This is a genomic window from Fibrella aestuarina BUZ 2, assembly GCF_000331105.1.
Classification (GTDB): domain Bacteria; phylum Bacteroidota; class Bacteroidia; order Cytophagales; family Spirosomataceae; genus Fibrella; species Fibrella aestuarina.
On sequence record NC_020054.1, the window covers coordinates 2,626,170 to 2,644,425 of the forward strand.

Here is an 18,256-nt window from a genome sequence, read left to right on the forward strand (position 1 = left end):
GAGCCTGCTGGCGCAAGCACATTGCTTACGCCGGTCTGCCAGTTCGGAAGCTACTGGCGCGCCAGCAGGCTCCCTTCAGGGCGGGGGGTAAACAGCAGGGAACCATGAACTTCCAGTAAATGCCTCATATCCTTCGCATTGATACCGACCCGAATGTTAGTCAGCAGAACCATAACGGCTGGACAGGGTCCCCGGCGGGCCTGACGGGCAACCGCATCGAACATATTCCTGATACGCTTTCTGGCGCGGGTGGCGGAGCGGCGGGTGCCGCTGCCAAAGCCGGTACGTCGATTCCGTCGCCGTTCGCGCGGCTGTATCTGTTCGATACGGCGTTCCGGATGGTGAAAAACAACTTGCAACCGGCCGAACTGAGCATGTACCACGTGCTGGTGTCGCACACGCTCGACCTGCTCGAACTGCTGTTTCAGGCGGGCAACTCCGACGACCTGACCTACCGCCTCTGGAACCGGGGCGAACGGCTGGGCAAACTGGGTTCGGCGACAGGCGGGTCAATCTCGGGTGGTCGGCACCCACATCAGGTGCTGGCTAAAGCGCTGGAACTCGATTTCCGCAACGAATTGGCGGCGGTGCAGACTACCACGCTCATTTATTACAAAAATGCGCTGCTGGGCGGTACGTCGCCGCTCACGTTGGTGTTTACCTCGCCCAACTGGGAGCAGGAGCGGCAGAACAAGTTTATCGATCCGCCGAAGAGCAGCACGGGCCGCGTACTTTTCCAGAACGAATACGTCCCCCTGCACCTGCGCGACGAAGGCTTTACGACGTACCTGCGCCGGTGGTATGAGCAGTACAACAACCAGATGCCGCAAGGTGGCTTCAAGGAATACCTCTACCGGGTCTTCTTCGACAGCGCCGTGTTGCCACCCGTAGCGGCGGGGCTGACGCTGGCCAACTTCGAACCCATTCAGGTACGTGGCGAGAGCACCAGCACGTTGCAGGTGCTGCCCGGCATGCCGCTCTACCGCGTGCGGGAAGACGACGTGCTGAACGACATCGAAGAAGGCTCCGACTTCGTGATGGTGCCGACGGTCGATTATTACACCCGCGAAACGATCAACGGGGCGGCAACGGACGTGCGCAAACCCCTCGCGCTGGCGTCGCGCATGGACGTGGCGGGGCGCTACGTGAAAAACACGAACTGGAACAGCAACACCGTGATCATGCGGCAGCGCGATCTGGGGAGTGGTTTCCTGCTGTCGGAGCGGTTTCTGCCCGGCGTCGACAATGTCAAATACCCGTTTGTCACGACCGACGATTTCCTGGAGGATTTTCTGGTTCGGATGCCCTACAAGCTCAACAGTGGCCGTTTCTTCACCGGTACGCCGGGCGACATGGAGTTTCTGCTGCCGGTGCGGAAAGAGTATTTCAACTTCTTCCGCATGGAAGATCTGGCCCGGCAACTGACGTTACGCACCGAAGACCGGGGCCTCGACCGCATCATCATTGCGTCGCTGGCGATCCCGATTCGGAACAACCGGACCGTCACGTTCCGCAAAGAATACAATCTCGGCAATCCCGATACCATGCTCGAATTCCGGGCGGGTATTGCCTGTTTTCCGTTCTACCGCATCACGGTGCCCGACCCGGCCCTACAGGCGCTGAACGAGTACACCGTGATGCTGCTCGACGGCAGTAAAGACGAAGCCAATTTCCACGCAGCGCGGTCGGTGCGGTTCTTCCAGTTCGAGCAGGTGGTCAACAACCAGCCGCTCGTGGTAGCGGCGCCCGAACACCGCACGCCCAAGTCGGGGCCCACGCAGGCGGCCTCGTATTACTACAAAGTGCCGCAGGCGTTTGATCTGCTGGAGGTGCAGCTACAGCGCAACGGCATGCCCTACCGGGGCCTGCTGCTACCCAAATTCACGATCATCAGCGAGCGCGGCTACAAGCCGTTTACGTTTGCCATCGACTTCGGAACGTCGAACACCCACGTTGCCTACACGGACACCAATATGGGCAATAGCGACCCGAAAACACTGGCGATCAGTGATGACAAGGTGAACCTGGACGCCGACGAGTTGCAGATGGTGACGCTCAACAAGCCCTACGATGGCTACGAGGCGCAGACGCCCTACGCCCGGTACCGGCTCGGGGCGGGTTACGGGCAACTGGTTGAATTTGAGACGTTTATTCGGCGTGAATTTGTGCCCGCCATCATTGGTAGCCAATACGGTTCGCCGTTTACGTTCCCGCTGCGCACGACGGTGTATGAAAAAACGGGCTCGGCCGATGCGGGCGATAACCTGTTCAACAAGATCAACCTTGGCTTCAACATCGACCTCGAAACGGGTAGCACGGGCGTCAACCGCTACGTGACGAACCTGAAGTGGCTGTTCGAGAATCAGCCGGGCGATCCTATGAACCGGCCGCGGGTGCGGGCGTTTTTCGAAACGCTGCTGCTGCTGATGCGCAACAAGGTGCTGCTGAATCAGGGTAACCTCAACGACACCAAGATCACGTGGCTGGCCCCAACGAGTATGCAGGCCGACACGGAGGACAAGCTCGTGGAGGAATGGGAGAAGGCCTTTCGGCGGGTGTTTAAAACCACGCAGTATTTCCGCCCTAACCCGGTTCCAGAATCGCTCGCGCCGCATTTCTACCTCGTCACAAAGGGCGTCAAATCCTTTGCCGATGCGGTAAACGTCGATATCGGGGGCGGCACGGCCGATATTATGCTGTTCATGAAGCAGCAGAACCGTTACCTGAATACCTCATTCCGCTTTGCCGGTTACGACATTTGGGGTGGTGGGCTTAATCAGCAGGGGCACCCGTCGCATCAGAAAGACAATGGCTTCATCCTCAACTACCTGCAATACCGCCGCACGCTCAGTCAGGCCCCGGCCCCGGAAGATCAGATTCTCGACACCTTTCTGGCCAACAACGACCTGAGCGCCGAGGATATCGTGAGCCTGCTGTTCCGCAACAACGATCACTACAAGTTCACGCAGTCGATCATCGACGGTCGCCCCGCGCTTCGGATCGTGCTGTTCCTGCACTACTCGGCCATTGTGTACCACCTCGTGCAACTGATCGAGGCCAACCAGATGAGCCTGCCGCGTTACCTGACCTTCACGGGCCGGGGCAGTCAGTACCTGAAAATGCTGGGCTCGTCGCGGCGATTGATCGAGTTCACGAAGATGCTCTTCCGGGCGTATACGAACCTGCCCGTCCCGCCTGATTTTGAGGTGGTGATGAGCGAAAACCCGAAGGAAACGACCGCCAACGGGGCGGTGCTGTTCGAAAACGCTAGCCCGCTGGAGAAGGACAAGTATAGCAGTCGCCAGACGGTCTGCTATTGGGGCAACGCGCCGCTTGAACAGAAAGCGCTGCCCCAACCGACAGATGCACCACCCACCCAACCGGGTTTCGGAGCCAATATCAATACGTGGGGTAATCCGGCAACGTACCCGGCCGGGGAACTGCAACCGACCACCCCGCCCGTGCAGGTAGTGAACGCGCCGTTCGAGTATCGCCGAACGAAGATTGGCGAGGTGAGCGGCAACCGCACCTTCCACGACTCGGTATTGCTCAACGTGAAGCGGTTCCTGGAACTGACCCTCACCGACCGCGACATCGCTTATTACCTGAGCGAGCATAAGATTCAGACGCCCGAGCAGTACCTGTCGTTCCTGATTGGGCCCGACGTAACCCGCAGCGGTGCCGTCTACGACAGCTACATGCTGGCCCGGCAAGGCATGGAGCAGGAGCCCAACCAGGCCGTTTCGGAGACGTATTTCTTCCTCCCGCTGAAACACGCGCTCTACGAATTATCAAAACACATCGCAAGCTGAACGGAGTAACGCAAAGAGCGCGAAGGTTGACGCGAAGAACGCTAAGTTCATAGCAAATAATAACCTTTGCGTTCTTCGCGTCAACCTTTGCGCTCTTTGCGTTTAAATCCTCCCTCAACCATGAAGACACTCCAGACATTTATCTTGCTGACCCTGGCGACGACCGCGCTGGCGCAGGAACCACAGACGGGCATCGAAAAAGGCACGTTTGGTATGGCGAAAGCCACGCTGGAATTTCTGGCGACTGATACGAAAACCTTCCCGAAAGCGCAGGAAACAACCTGCAAAGACTGCGTCGAGTACGGTGACTTGTCGGCGTTTATTCAGAAGAACAGCCTCAAAAAAGCGGATGGCCTGCTCAACGATATTCAGAAGCACAGCCTCAAACTGAACGACGGCTTTGCGGCTGATGAGTTCAGCAGCGAAGGGGCCGTGCTGGATAGCCTACGGCAGTACATTCTTAATCGCGTAACCAGCGGCGCCGAACGCGCGCATCGCAAGCAACTGGCGTCATACGCGGCTTACCAGACCAAAATGACGGCGCTAGCTGGTGGAACCAATCCCGAAACTGCGCTGGATGAGCAAACAGCTGCTCTGCAGGAAGGCTCTGCCCCGGCCGACGACACGGATGCCGCCTCGGCAGGTACGGGCAGCTTTAGCTGGGGTACCTGGGCGTTCTGGCTATCGGTGCTAAACCTGCTTGGTCTGGGTTATCTGTTGGTTACCCGTCAGCAAGGCGGTGGCGGCAAAGTGGCAATGCAAAGCGACCGGGACGATGCCCGTATCGCTGGCTTGCAGGATGAAAACAACCGGCTGAGCAGCACCGTGGCCGAACTGGCCAACCGGCTCACGATGGCCGAAAAGAAACTGATGGCTATGCAGGGAGCGCAGGCACCGCCGAACCGCCCTCCCGCCGACCGGCCCAACGTACCGCAGGGCAACCCCACGCAGGCAGCCCCCAACCCCATGCCTGCCAACCAGCCACGGCCCGCGCAGGGGCAAGGCTACGGTAACCAGCCCAATCCGTCGGCCATGCCCATGTCGGGCAGTAGCCAGATGAGTGCCCCCAACCAGCCAGCCACCCCCACACCGCCCCCCTCCAACGTGCGGCCTACGCCAACCATCCCGCCGCTGCCCGGGAACGTAGCGGGTGACCGCCCAGCCAGCGAGCGTCCAGCCGTAGAACGACCTGTTTCGTCGGGCATGCCAGCGCCCGAAATGCCCAGTTCGCAACCGGCTCCGCAGCCCGTGCCCGCGCCGCCAGCCATGCCTGCCGCACCGCCCGCGCCCAAGCGTCTGTACGCCCGCACGGCCGACCTCGGCAACGGTTTCAGCCTGGCGGGGCTCCTCGACCAACCCGAACGTGGCATCGTCTACGAAATCGAACTGACGAGCCCGTCGACGGCCTTATTCCGCGTGAGTCAGTCGCCCGAAGCCCAACAACTGGCCATGAGCGACCCGTATTCGTACCTAAGTGACGCCTGCCTGTATGAGAATCAGCCCGGTGGCCCCAACAGCCGCATCCAGACCGTAGCACCCGGCCAACTGGTGTTACAGGCCGACAAGTGGCAGATTACCGACAAAGCCCGGATCGGTTTTGTATAATCAGTAGGCGGTCAAAACCCACCGCGCTGTCAGTTTAACATTGGCGTAACAGCCGTTTGGGGGAAGCGTGCCAACTTGCAGGCCAATCCAATCGCCTTACCTTGTCTGCTCCGTTTACCCGCGCCGATTTCGGACCCGATTTTGCCTGGGGAACTGCCTCCGCCGCGTTCCAGATCGAAGGCGCTGTTGCTGCCGATGGTCGTGGTCCGTCGGTTTGGGACGTGTTTCAGCAGAAAAAAGGGGCCATCAAAACGGGTGAAACTGCCGAAACAGCCTGCGATTTCTACAGCCGCTACACCGACGATATTGGCCTGCACACGAGCATGGGGTTCAACGCCTTTCGCTTCTCCATTGCCTGGTCGCGGGTGTTGCCCGACGGTACGGGGCGGGTGAACGAGGCAGGGCTGGCCTTTTACGACCGGGTGATCGACGAATGCCTGCGTCAGGGACAAACGCCGTGGATTTGCCTCTACCACTGGGATTTACCGCAGGCACTCGAAGACCGGGGCGGCTGGGCCAATCGGCAGGTGCTCGACTGGTTTACCGAATACGTCACGCTGATTGTCAAAGCGTTTGGGCATAAAGTAAAACACTGGCTGGTGCTCAACGAACCCTCGGCGTTTACGCTGCTGGGTTATCTGGTGGGGATGCATGCACCCGGTCGGCGCAGTATCGGCAGCGTTACGGCGGTTATTCACCACGCCACGCTGGCGCAGGCCGAAGGGGGCCGACTCATCCGTGACAACGTACCTGGCGCCGTGGTGGGTACCACGTTTTCCTGTTCACCCGTCGAGCCGTTTTCTGCGGGCAAACGCGATCAGCAGGCGGCGCAACGGGCCGATGCCCTGCTCAACCGGCTGTTTATCGAGCCATCGCTGGGGATGGGGTATCCGACCCGCGAACTGTCGTTTCTGAGCGCCATCCAGAAGCGCATCGCCCAACCTGGCGACTGGGAAAGGCTCGCCTTCGACTTCGACCTGATTGGCCTGCAACATTACTTCCGCGTGGTAGTCGAGCATTCGCTGCTGGTGCCCTACCTGTGGGGGCGCGAGGTGTCACCTAATCGGCGCGGCGTGGAGCACATCACCGAGATGGGCTGGGAAGTGCACCCTCAGAGTATGCTGACGATTCTGCGGCAGTTCAATCAGTACGACGGCATCCGGCAGGTTATGGTGGCTGAGAGCGGAGCCGCGTTTTTCGATCAGGTCGAGTTTGGGCGGGTGGTCGATATCCAGCGCGTCGGTTACCATCAGCAGTGCCTGAAACAGGTCTTGCAGGCCAAAACCGAAGGCATCAACGTCACGGGCTACTTCGTCTGGACACTGCTCGACAATTTTGAATGGGCCGAAGGTTACCGCCCCCGTTTCGGCCTCGTGCACGTCGACCACCGTACGCAACAGCGCATCATCAAGCAATCGGGTCTGTGGTTCCGGGCGTTGCTGGCGGAGTAAGGTGAGACGCTTGTATGAGTCTGCTCGGCAGCCGGGCTGGAGCCCGGCATCACTTAGCCTATTGTTAGAACCAGTGCACCCAGCGCCGGGACGGTTACCGTTACGCTGTCGGTCCCTTTGACCTGGCTTTTTGCCCGAAAAATGTCCCGGTAAATGCGCGGTTTGTTGCCTATCTGCTTCATCGCCTGCCAGGCTTCGGCTGGAATCGTAATCGTGGTTTTGACAGCCTGTTTTCGGTCGAAATTACAGACGATCAGCAGGCGTTGCTTGGCCGTGTAGCGCAGGTAGCTGAACAGCGTATTCGTAGGGCCATACTGCCGTAGGTCGAGGAACGTACCCAGCCGGATGGCTTCGCTGCCGTTGACGAGCTGATTCAGTTGCTGGTAGAACTGCCGCAGGCTGCGCTGGCTCGCCGTTAGCTTACCGCCGTCGAAGGTGCCACCGTTGGCCCAGGCCTGGTATTCGGGAATGCCCCAATAGTCGAAAATCGTCGTGCGGCCATCGTCGCCCTGGAAGCCCTCGGCCTGCGTCGGGTTCACGCCCACTTCCTGCCCAAAATAGAGCATGGCCGGGCCGGTCTGGGCCGTAGCGGAAAGCGTCATGGCAGGCACCGCCGCCCACGGGTCACCCGCAAAAAAACGCGAGGCGATGCGCTGCTCGTCGTGGTTTTCCAGGAAGCGCAGCATGTGCCGCCCCAGTTGGCCCGACTCCCCGTCGAGGCATTGGCTGATTTCGGTGGTGCTGCCCTTGCCCTCCATCAGCTTGCGCACGGTATCATACAACCCTACCTTGTCGTAGAGGTAATCGAAATGACCCGTCTCAATGTAATTGCGGTACTGAGCCGGGTTGTAGATCTCCGCAATAAAGACAATCGGCGGGGTGCCGGGTGGCGTTGGCCGCGCCGCTTTCACCTGCGGAATCACCCAGCCCCAAAACTCGACCGGCACCATCTCGGCCATGTCGCAGCGGAACCCGTCGACGCCCTTACCCGCCCAGAACAACAGGATGTCGCGCATTTTGGTCCAGGTATCGGGCCGGTCGGCATCAGTCGAGCCGAAGTAGGTTTTGCGCTCCTGCTGGATATCGACGCCGTAGTTGAGTTTGATCGTCTCGTACCAGTCGCCCACGTCAGGCTGCGCCTTGAACACGTCGTTACCCGTGGCTTTGGCGGGGTCTTCTTCGTAAGGTGTGGTCAGCAGATTGGGCGGCAGCGGCCCACCCGACGGCACCACAAAGGGCTGGTCGGGTAGGTAGTAGAAGTTGTTGTTCCGGTCGAACGCCTTCGTCGGGTCATCGGTTTCGCCGAGGTCACGTACCCCCTCGGGCCGGGCGTCCGATGCATATTGCCGGGCTACGTGATTGGGTACGAAGTCGATGATCACCTTCAGCCCGTTGGCGTGCGATCGCTTGACGAGCGCCTCAAACTCGGCCATCCGGTTGCGCACATCGACGGCCAGATCAGGGTCGACGTCGTAGTAATCCTTGATCGCGTAGGGCGACCCGGCCCGGCCTTTCACCACCAGCGGATTATCGGTCGGGATGCCCAGCGACGAGTAGCCCGTCATGGTCGCGTGTTCGATCACGCCTGTGTACCAGACGTGCGAGATGCCCAGCTTGTTGATTTCCTGAAGCGCCTTGTCAGTAATGTCGTTGAATTTCCCGACGCCATTCTCCGCCAGGTTACCCCACGGCTGATTGGTCGTTTTCTTGTTGCCAAAGAGGCGCGTAAAAATCTGATAAACAAGTAGTTTGTCGCCAGGTACGTTGGGGGCAGTCCACTCGCTCAGGCGCTGAGCGGCGGTGGCGAGCGGGTTGGCCAGCAGGCTGGTCGCCGCCATACCGGCCGTAAAAGCACGGCGTGATAAGGTGGGGGTGGTAGTGGGCACGGGGTGAATGGTTTACTGGACAACAGCAATCGCGTCAACCTCCAGCAGGTAATCGTCCTGAACCAGTCGAGTGACCTGCACGGTCGTGCTGGCGGGTTTGTTGGGAAGGTCTTTCAGGAAATCGAGGCGGATCGCCCGGTACGTGGTCAGGTCGTTCATGTTGACCATGTACGTGTCGATCTTCACGATGTTGGCAATGGTGCCTCCCGCCGCTTCGACCGCCAGTTTGATGTTGTTGAGCACCTGCCTAGCCTGCGCGGCAAAATCGCCTTTGCCAACCAGCTTACCGTCCTTGTCAACCGCGATCATGCCTGATACGTAGATAGTGCGCCCGCCCGTCGTTACGACCGCCTGCGAATAATTGGGGCTTTTCGACAGCGTAGCCGGGTTGATGTGCTCAATCGTTTGCGCCAGACTCGGCAAGCTAAACAGACAGGCAATCAGGACGCAGAAAAATCCTTTTTTCATAAAGAAGTGGTTGACCGCTAAGGGCGCGAAGAGAAGCACAAAGTACGCGAAGCAACGATAGTTTGCAACGTAGCGTACTTTGTGCTTCTCTTCGCGCCCTTAGCGGTCAATGCATTAAAACGGCGTAGCCTGATTCGGATCGGCGTTACCGAAGTTCGACAGGTCATTGGCCCGGCTGCGCAACGTACCTGAACCCGGCATGGGCGGTAGGGGCGGCATGGTGCCCGGCGGCGGTAGTGTGGGCGCCTCAAAACTGCTCATGCCCGAAACTCCGTCGGGGAAACCCCCGCCACCCGGCAGCGGCGTGAAGTAGCTGTCGAGGTCGCAGAATTTGGTGAATCGGTTCACGAAACGCAACTGAATGGTATCGAGCGAACCCGAACGGTTTTTCGCTACGATTACTTCGCCGATACCGGCAGTCGAATTGCCCGCTTCGTCCTGCGTAATATTGTAGTATTCAGGGCGATACAGGAACATAACCATGTCGGCATCCTGCTCGATTGACCCCGATTCCCGCAGATCGGAGAGTTGCGGTTTTTTGTCGCCACCCCGCGTTTCCACGGCCCGGCTCAACTGCGACAGCGCAATTACAGGTACGTTCAACTCTTTGGCCAGGTTTTTCAATGCCCGCGAAATCGAGGCAATTTCCTGTTCACGGTTGCTGCCCTTGCTGTTGTCGCCCGTCATTAGCTGAAGGTAGTCGATCACCACCATCTGAATGTCGTGCTGCGCTTTCAGACGGCGGCATTTGGCCCGCAGTTCCAGAATCGACAGGGCGGGCGTATCATCGATGTAAATGGGGGCTTCGGTCAGGCGCTGAATCTTGTGGTGCAACTGCTGCCACTCGTGCGGCGCGAGGTTCCCTTTCCGAATTTTCTCCGAATCGATCTCGGCTTCTGCCGAAATCAGACGATTCACCAACTGCACCGACGACATCTCCAGGGAGAAAATCGCCACCGGTTTGCCATGATCCACCGCCGCGTTTCGAAGTGCCGACACCACAAAAGCGGTGTTGTGCGTGACGGTCATGTCTTCGAGCAGAAACAGGTGGTTGCCGTCGATGGTGAAGCCGTAGTAATCGTCTTCTTTGTCGTACTCAACCGTAATACCCGTCACGCGCCAATCGGCTCGTGCTTGCAGAGGGCGGGCTTTTTTGCGCTCAATCCGAACGGGTATCGAATCCAGATTGCCGAAAAGGCGCAGGCGATATACCGTTGACGAATAACCCCGTGATGCGATGGTGGCCTGTTTCTCGATCAACGAGCAACGGAATCCCAGCGTATCGCAGAGGTATTTGATCTGCTCAGCCAGCGCCTTGTTCTTTTGCGTGATTTCGTAGCAGTTGAACTCGCGCTGATAATGACCGTCGCTGTCGATCAAACCAGCCAGTAGCCGGAGTCGATTAGCCGTTGAGTTGATCAGGTATGTTCGTGGGATGTGCTTGTTTTCGAGCATAGTCAGGCCACGCAGCTCATCCTGCAAGCTAAATACCGTCCGCGAGCCGCCCCGCTGCCCCGTGGTAATCGCATGGTTGGGCGTTTTACCCGCTTGCTGATAGGTCATCAGTTGCAGACCGAGCGTATCAGCATACTCCTGCATAAACGATACGACTTCGGTGTCGACGTTCGTAATACGCGAACTGTAGCTATGGCCGTCGCCCAGCCAAAGGCCTACGAAATAGGGGTCCAGGCTAAGGGCTTGTTCGGGAAATTCAACGGCTACTTTATACCCTTTGTAATTGCTTTTGAATTTGTCGGACCTGGTCAGGTAATCACGAACCGAGATATTGAGCACCTCGCCTTTGGTGTGGCCGCCTTCGTTGCGCGAGCGCTTCAGCGACAGAATGTGGCTCTCGTTGACCCGGTAATCAATTCCCTTGTTTTGCCGAATCCAGTACATGCGTTCGCGGCCCCGCGCAATTGATAGCACCGTTCGGGGCGTCGAATCGTCACCCATCAGCAAGTCGCCCTCCCGAACGTCTTCGACTTTGCGCAACGAACCGTCGAACATGACAACTTTGGTGCCTTTACCCAAGCACTTGCCCATTGCCGGACGTGCCGCCAGGATAACGAGTTCAGTGGGTTGCCAACCCGACGTGAGTCGGTCGAGCGCCGTGAAGCCCGAGGGGACGCCGGTGAGCCCTTCCTGGTTCTTCTTGGTTTCCATCTCCTTCAGAGCTTCGCTCACGATCGAGCGCATGTCGGAGACGGTCTTGCGGATGTTGGATTCGGTGAGCTGAAACAGATCGCGCTCGGTGCGGTCGAGGAGTGTGAAGACGTCGGTCGTGTCTTCGAAGGCGTCTTTCTGAATCTCGGAAGCCATCGAAATCAGGCCGCGTTTCAGGGCCTGCTCGGTGATGATCCGGGCGTGGTATTCGATGTTGGCGGCCGAGTTGACCCGCAGTGTCAGTTGCGAGATATAGCCACCGCCGCCAACGAGTTCGATTTCGCCGGTCTTACGCAGTTGCTGCGTAACGGTCAGCAAGTCGATCGGCTCCGAGTTGGAAAAGAGCGTCAGAATCGCCTTATAGATCGTCTGGTGGGCGGGTGTGTAGAAGGTTTCGGGCTTCAACAGATCGACGACCGCCGAAAGCGCGTCTTTTTCGATCATCAGCGCACCCAGCACCGCCTCTTCCAGATCCACCGCCTGCGGTGGCAGTTTCCCCAATCCACTGTCGAGAAACCGATTGCCGCCACCCGACTGCCGACCGCTGACGAAGGCGTTCGGACCGCTTTGTGCCGGATTTTTTCTGAAATTATTATTCGGGCGGGGTGCTCCGCTGTTGGTGTCCATAGTAATGCAAGTATACGCAGAAGTAGGGCCTCGAGGCAAGCTGCAAAACGGCCTAAAGGGTCGCGACTGGTAACATAGGGCGGGTAATCAACTGATGCTAAAAGACTTCAACGAGATTAAAAAAATGACCTTTATTTTACATGAAAAAGGATAGATAGGTAATTAAGTAATTCCCGGGTAGCCAGGCCGGTGGGTGGTTTGACAGCCAGAAAGATAAGTCACAGGATAGGATTATTTCCGCTTTTTTCGGTACGCTTATTATACGGCTTGGTAGGCTGTTGATTGACCCATTTTTTCGTAGAAAATGTTGTCTGGGTACGTTGATTCAGTATATTCAACCAGTCAACATGCAACCTGGACATTAGCTGTTGGAAACTGGAAACCGGCCCCCCCGTGGCGCGGTGCCCAGCGCCTGCCGGTCAGCGTCCTTAATCCATCCGAATCAGTTTGGTCGAAAAAATCATCACACTCGACAACGACGTCTCCCTTATCGATTTCCTGGGCGTCGAGAATAACAACATCAAGGAAGTGGCCGCCGCCTTCCCGATGAGCAAGATCATTTCGCGCGGAAACGAAATACGCATCAAGGGGACTACGCCCGAAATCTCCCGCATTACCGACATTCTGGAATCGCTGATGCAGCATTATCAGCGGTATGGTAAGCTTACCCACGAAAATGTGCAGACGTACCTGAACGGCGGCAACGAATCGGATCAGAACAGCGTACCGGTGTCTGACGATGAAGTGCTGGTGTATGGCACCAAGGGCATTGTAGTTCGGGCCAAGACCGCCAACATGAAGCGGCTGGTGGAGGCGGCCGAAACCAATGACCTGGTGTTTGCGATTGGCCCGGCGGGTACGGGTAAAACCTACACGGCGGTGGCGTTGGCGGTGCGGGCGCTGAAAAACAAGGAAGTACGGAAGATCATTATCACCCGCCCGGCGGTGGAAGCTGGCGAAAACCTCGGTTTTCTGCCCGGCGATCTGAAAGAGAAGATCGACCCCTATCTGCGCCCCATTTACGATGCTCTCGACGACATGATCCCCGCTGAGAAGCTGAAGTTCTACCTGGAAAACCGGATCATCGAAATTGCACCGCTCGCCTACATGCGGGGCCGAACGCTGAATAACGCGTTTATCCTGCTGGATGAGGCCCAGAACACGACGGCCATGCAGATGAAGATGTTCCTGACTCGGATGGGCCCCAGCTCGAAGGCAATTATTACCGGTGACCGCTCGCAGATCGACCTGCCTAAGCACCAGAAATCGGGCCTGTCGGAGTCGATTGGTATTTTGCGTGATATCCCCGGCATCGCTTTCGTCGAGTTGGATGGGCGCGACGTAGTGCGTCACCGCCTCGTGAAGGCGATCATTAATGCTTATGAAAAAGCAGGACAATAAACGAGTGTTGGGATTCGGGTTTCGGGTTTTGAGTTTCCGGTCAGGCAGTAAAGCCGCGCCACTGAAAACCCGAAACCCGAAACCCGATATTCGCTTACGGGTCGGTCTGGCCGGCCTTTTTTTGTGGGCGGCGTGCGGTAGTGTAGCCCTGGCCCAGACGACCGTAGCCGACGAACCGCTGCGGGAATGTGCTTCGGAGATCGTGGAGTGGCAGTTGCAGCAACGCTTTCCCCAACGCAGGCAACGCATCGACGCGCTGAATCAGCAGGTACGTATGTTCGGCATGATCAACAGCCGGGCCCGCGGTACCGACGAAGAAATCTACCGCATTCCGGTGGTGGTGCACGTGGTGCACAACAATTCGAATAATACCATTGGCGGTGCTAACAACCCGAATATCTCCGACGAACAGATCTTATCGCAGATTCGGGTATTGAACGAAGATTATCGCAAGATCGCCGGGACACCGGGCGGCAGTTCCACCAACCCGCTGGCGGTCGATACCGGCATCGAGTTTTTCCTGGCCACGACTGACCCCAACGGCCTGCCAACCAACGGCATCACCCGAACCTACACCACCCGCACGGGTTTTGATATTACCAGCTACCAGGACCAACTGGCGCTGTCGAATCTGGTGTACTGGCCCACCAACCGATACCTCAACTTATGGGTATGTGCCAACTCGGCGACGCGGTACTTGGGCTATGGGCAGTTCCCGACTGTCGACGCCACGTCGGTGCCCGGTCTCACCGACGTAACTGATGAGCGGATTGATGGCCTGGTGGTCGATAACCGGTACTTTGGGGCCGGGCTGGGCACCGTTACCAGCCGATTGTACTGCTGTGGCCGAACGGTGACGCACGAAGTGGGGCACTGGCTCGGGTTGCTGCACCCTAACGGCGACACCCGCTGCGGCGATGATTACGTTGACGACACGCCCGTGATCGAGGCGCTGAACAATGTGAGCGAAACGAGTTGCACGCCCGTCTTTTCGACCTGTACCGGCACGCGCACCCGCAACCTGATCGAAGATTACATGGACTACACGCCCGACGCCTGCATGAACGTGTTTACAGGCGGGCAGCGTGACCGGATGCGGGCCGTATTGCAGCTGAGCGCCCGGCGTAGGCAGGTACTTTCGTCGGCTGTACAACTGGCTGAAACGGACCAACTCACCTTGACGGTCTACCCCAACCCCGTCAGTAGCCAGGAAGAAAGTACCGTCGATGTGCAGTTTAAGGGAAGCCAACCGTTTGAGGCGGGCTTGTACGACGTCAGTGGGCGATTGCTGAAAGGGCAGGCCTACACCGCCTCGCTGAGCCGCCGCATTACTCTGTCAGGCGTGGGGCTGTCGGCGGGAATCTACATCCTGCGCATCACGACGCCCACCGAAACGGCGACAAAACGGGTACTGGTGCGGTAAGCCATAACGGGTTGGTTTTGGTTTACAGTCAAGGAGTGGGTGGCTTGCGTTGGCCCGCTGAAAACTGTAAACTGCAACCTGAAAACACGCACCGATATGATCAACGTTTCGCCAATACGGTCAAAAACAGACATGGAAGCGGCTTTCGCGATTCGCCGAGTCGTGTTTGTCGAGGAACAGAACGTACCTGCTGAAGACGAATACGACGAGTTTGAAGCCGAAAGCCAGCACTTTCTGGCCTACCTCGATGACCAGCCCGTGGGTACTGCCCGGTGGCGGCGAACCAGCAAAGGGGTCAAGCTGGAGCGTTTCGCTGTACTGGCCACGGCCCGGCGCAAGGGCGTGGGGCAGGCACTGGTACAGACCGTGCTGAACGACGTGTTCAGCCAGCAACCCGAACCCATCGAAAGCATTTATCTGCACGCCCAGCTGTCGGCCATGCCGCTGTATGAGAGCTTCGGCTTTGTGCCGGTTGGGCCTCAGTTTGATGAGTGCGGTATTCAGCACGTGAAGATGGTGCTGCCCGGCAAACGGATGCCCAGCGAACAGATGTCGGAAACCCGTTCGCCAGACAGTAAACCCGCCCAGCCGGGCACGACTGACAATGCGGCCGGCAACGCGCAGCAGGTAGGAGCACAACCCACCGAACGCCGGTAGCGGTGTATGCGGGGCTATCCGTTCTTCAGGTACGTTGCCGCGTTACTCATCGGCATTGTGCTGGCTGAAGCCTGGCCGACGGTTTCGCCTTACTGGGCCGCCGGGTTCGGGCTGGGGTGTCTGGGGCTGTATCTGTTCCGCCTGCGCCGCAACGAACGAAAAACCATAAAGCCGCTCGACCTGGTGCAGGGATTTGCCTTGCTGGGCCTGATGGCCGCCCTGGGCTGGGGGTTGCTGTATGCCCACACGCCCGCGCATCGGCCCGATAATCTCCTGAACGTACCCAACCCGCCCGACGCCTACGAAGCCGTCATTACCAACTTGCCCGAAACCCGCGCCAAAACCATCAAGGTCGAACTGGCGCTGCGCCGTGGCCGCTGGAACGACGGTGATTCGGCGGGTTATCGGCCGCTAACTGGCCGGGTGGTGGCCTACCTCGACAAAGGTGATTCGCTGGCGCCAACGGCAACGCCCCGGTACGGCGATGTCTGGCTGGTGCTGCATCCGCCGCGCCTGGCCGATCCGCCGCTCAACCCCGCCGAGTTTGACTACCGTCGCTTCCTGAGTCGACGGGGTATCTATCACCAGCAATACCTGCGCCCGTGGCAGCGGCGCGTGATTGGCTACGACCCGCCCAGTCGGCTCACGGCGCTGGCGTATCGGGTCAACGCTTGGGCCGATAGCCTGCTGACGCAGAAAATAGGCTCGCGGGCGGAATATGGGGTCGTCAACGCCATGTTTCTGGGCACGCGCGACGACCTCGATCCGGTGCAGTACGAGACCTACGCCGCCGCCGGGGCCGTGCACATCCTGTCGGTATCGGGCATGCACATCGGTATCCTGTTTATCGTGCTTAGCGGGCTGCTGACCTGGCTGGCGCCGGGGCAGGGCAATCGATGGTGGGTCATTGGGCTTAAGCTGAGCGTACTGTGGTTCTACGCGCTCACCACCGGTTTGTCGGCGCCCGTGCTGCGGTCGGCAGTGATGTTCACTTACCTGCTGCTGGCGGGTGGCTTCAACCGCAGCCAAAGTCTGATGAATACGCTGGGGGCCTCGGCTTTTTTTGTGCTGGTCTACGATCCGTATGCCGCTTTTTCGGTAGGGTTTCAACTTTCCTACCTGTCTATCCTGGGCATTGGCGCCTGGGCACCGCAGTTTATCAAACTCTGGCGACCCCAGACGCGGGTTGCCAACTGGCTCTGGGAGATCTCGATGGTGGCAGTGGCGGCTCAACTGGTCGCGCTGCCGGTATCGTTGTATTACTTTCACGCGTTCCCGGTCTATTTTCTGTTGGCTAATCCGGCGGTGGCGTTGCTGTCGACCCTGCTGGTGCCGCTGGCCGTCGCGACTGTGGCGCTGGGTTGGGTGCCCGTGCTGGGCGATGGGCTGGGCTGGCTGCTTCGGCAGGTGGCCTGGCTGCTGAATGCGGCGGTCGATTGGGTAGGGCATCTACCCGGCGCCACGTTCGATGGGTTCTGGCCGTCGGCGCTGGCGGTTGGGCTGATGTATCTGCTGATCGGGCTGGCGGGGATGGTCGTGCTTACGCGGCATCGGCGCTACGTACGGCTACTAGCCGGGGCGGCGGTCGTCTTGGCGTTGCTGACCGTTCACGACGTGCAGCAACAAGCTACCCAACGCCGGCTTGTTGTGCATTACCAGCCCCGAAAAACCACGGTTAGTTTGACCGCAGGCCGACAAACCCAATTGCTTACCGACGCCGACTGGGAAACCAACCCGCGCCTGTATGATTTCTACCTCAAAAATGCGCTGGATTCGTGGGGTGTTCGGCAGGTTCAGACGGGCAGTCTGCTGGCCGATACGATAGCGACGCTGCCACCGTACCGGCACACGCCTGATGTGTCGCTGCTGGTGTGGGAGGGACGCAGCCTGTTGTTGGTCAATCGGCTGGCTTCGTACCGGCGCTGGCAACTGCCTGCCGTGGTCGATTACGTCGTCTTGCGTCGCAACGCCCTCCGCGATTGGCACCAGTTGCAGCAGCGCGTGGTGGCCCGGCACCTCATCTTCGACGGCTCGAACGCGATGGAGCGGGTGGATAGTCTGCTAAAAACGAAACCCCCGACGCTGGCGTCGAGGGTTCATTCCGTTCGGCATTCCGGCGCATTTGTGGCGGAATGGTGATGCTGATGGGCGGCAGGTACGTTACGTATGATTGACGGACTAGTACTCCAGCATCGACGGCAAATTTTTGGCCTGTTCGATGAAGCCGGCTACTTGTTCGGCAGACGGGGGGCGCTGGGTCAATTGACGGACACTATTGATCTCAACAAGTTTCGCGTGCAGATTCTCCGGAACGCGTTTCGCTAATTCTTTCACCGTGTCGACGCCCGCTTCTTCCAGTAGATCGCTGTAGACACGGCCGATGCCCTTGATCCGGGCGAGGTCAGCGCGATTAGCCAATTCCAGAATGACAGAGCCATCAATCCCGATGGTCTCGGCCAGCTCTTTGCGTCCCTTTGACGTACGCGTTGCTTCCAGCAGTGTATCTGAATCGACAAGCCCCTGCGCTTTCAACAAGTTAATCAAAGCATCATTAATCCCCTTTAGTTCTCCTAGTGTGAGGCTCATACGTTTGATGGATAAGGTATGGGTTAACTGATAATGGGCCATAGTAAGTCGCCCAACTTCACAACTATAAATTAACGCAATAAGTATTTACGCCTTGTTTTGTTAAGTAGAAATTTTTTGTAAACGGTAAAACTCGCTGGTCCCATTTGCTCAAAAAGCCGTTCCCACTCGGCA

Annotated in this window: 11 protein-coding genes; 7 read left to right on the plus strand and 4 right to left on the minus strand. The window is 58.4% G+C overall.

Annotation, left to right across the window (positions count from 1 at the left end; all coding sequences use genetic code 11):
* The first annotated feature begins 119 nt into the window (after positions 1-119).
* From FAES_RS10735 to FAES_RS10745, 3 genes are all read left to right on the plus strand, one after another.
* Entirely contained in the window at positions 120-3,812 is a 3,693-nt protein-coding gene (locus FAES_RS10735; protein WP_015331233.1) for a hypothetical protein, read from the plus strand.
* A gap of 120 nt (positions 3,813-3,932) precedes the next feature.
* Positions 3,933-5,417 (plus strand): hypothetical protein, encoded by a 1,485-nt coding sequence (locus tag FAES_RS10740; RefSeq protein WP_015331234.1) that lies wholly within the window; start codon positions 3,933-3,935, stop codon positions 5,415-5,417.
* Between the two features lie 101 nt (positions 5,418-5,518).
* On the plus strand, positions 5,519-6,868 hold the full coding sequence (locus FAES_RS10745) for a GH1 family beta-glucosidase (protein ID WP_041257760.1): 1,350 nt from the start codon (positions 5,519-5,521) through the stop codon (positions 6,866-6,868).
* Between the two features lie 53 nt (positions 6,869-6,921).
* Here the strand turns inward: FAES_RS10745 and FAES_RS10750 are convergent, their stop codons facing one another.
* The 3 genes from FAES_RS10750 to dnaB form a co-directional block, all read right to left on the minus strand.
* A complete protein-coding gene (locus tag FAES_RS10750) occupies positions 6,922-8,706 on the minus strand; it encodes an alpha-amylase family protein (protein ID WP_015331236.1) in 1,785 nt (594 codons plus the stop codon).
* Positions 8,707-8,766: 60 nt separating this feature from the next.
* Positions 8,767-9,222: a RidA family protein gene (locus tag FAES_RS10755; protein ID WP_015331237.1), complete on the minus strand. Its 456-nt coding sequence runs from the start codon at positions 9,220-9,222 to the stop codon at positions 8,767-8,769.
* A 114-nt stretch (positions 9,223-9,336) separates the two neighbouring features.
* Entirely contained in the window at positions 9,337-12,015 is a 2,679-nt protein-coding gene (gene dnaB, locus FAES_RS10760) for a replicative DNA helicase (protein WP_015331238.1), read from the minus strand.
* A gap of 447 nt (positions 12,016-12,462) precedes the next feature.
* Between dnaB and FAES_RS10765 the strand changes: the two genes are divergently transcribed.
* The 4 genes from FAES_RS10765 to FAES_RS10780 all read left to right on the plus strand — a co-directional run bounded on the left by FAES_RS10765 (position 12,463) and on the right by FAES_RS10780 (position 17,635).
* Positions 12,463-13,416, plus strand: a complete 954-nt coding sequence (locus FAES_RS10765; protein WP_015331239.1) for a PhoH family protein — start codon at positions 12,463-12,465, stop codon at positions 13,414-13,416.
* Positions 13,397-14,839 carry a zinc-dependent metalloprotease gene (locus FAES_RS10770; protein WP_083891479.1) on the plus strand — a complete coding sequence of 481 codons (1,443 nt, stop codon included), beginning with the start codon at positions 13,397-13,399 and terminating at the stop codon, positions 14,837-14,839. The genes FAES_RS10765 and FAES_RS10770 overlap by 20 nt, the downstream gene beginning before the upstream one ends.
* A 132-nt stretch (positions 14,840-14,971) precedes the next feature.
* Positions 14,972-15,496 (plus strand): GNAT family N-acetyltransferase, encoded by a 525-nt coding sequence (locus FAES_RS10775; protein WP_374755354.1) that lies wholly within the window; start codon positions 14,972-14,974, stop codon positions 15,494-15,496.
* 6 nt (positions 15,497-15,502) lie between these two features.
* Positions 15,503-17,635: a ComEC/Rec2 family competence protein gene (locus FAES_RS10780; RefSeq protein WP_015331242.1), complete on the plus strand. Its 2,133-nt coding sequence runs from the start codon at positions 15,503-15,505 to the stop codon at positions 17,633-17,635.
* A gap of 39 nt (positions 17,636-17,674) precedes the next feature.
* On the opposite strand, the gene FAES_RS10785 is transcribed toward FAES_RS10780, so the two are convergent.
* The gene (locus FAES_RS10785) at positions 17,675-18,082 is read right to left on the minus strand and encodes a DUF4332 domain-containing protein (protein WP_041257761.1); all 408 of its coding nucleotides are present in this window, start codon (positions 18,080-18,082) and stop codon (positions 17,675-17,677) included.
* Positions 18,083-18,256 lie beyond the last annotated feature (174 nt).

Coding starts and splice junctions, on each gene's coding strand:
- FAES_RS10770 (WP_083891479.1), top strand. CDS start 13,397: ATGAAAAAGCAGGACAATAAACGAGTGTTGGGATTCGGGTTTCGGGTT.
- FAES_RS10750 (WP_015331236.1), bottom strand. CDS start 8,706: ATGGCGGCGACCAGCCTGCTGGCCAACCCGCTCGCCACCGCCGCTCAG.
- FAES_RS10740 (WP_015331234.1), top strand. CDS start 3,933: ATGAAGACACTCCAGACATTTATCTTGCTGACCCTGGCGACGACCGCG.
- FAES_RS10755 (WP_015331237.1), bottom strand. CDS start 9,222: ATGAAAAAAGGATTTTTCTGCGTCCTGATTGCCTGTCTGTTTAGCTTG.
- FAES_RS10785 (WP_041257761.1), bottom strand. CDS start 18,082: ATGAGCCTCACACTAGGAGAACTAAAGGGGATTAATGATGCTTTGATT.
- FAES_RS10775 (WP_374755354.1), top strand. CDS start 14,972: ATGGAAGCGGCTTTCGCGATTCGCCGAGTCGTGTTTGTCGAGGAACAG.
- dnaB (WP_015331238.1), bottom strand. CDS start 12,015: ATGGACACCAACAGCGGAGCACCCCGCCCGAATAATAATTTCAGAAAA.
- FAES_RS10735 (WP_015331233.1), top strand. CDS start 120: ATGCCTCATATCCTTCGCATTGATACCGACCCGAATGTTAGTCAGCAG.
- FAES_RS10780 (WP_015331242.1), top strand. CDS start 15,503: ATGCGGGGCTATCCGTTCTTCAGGTACGTTGCCGCGTTACTCATCGGC.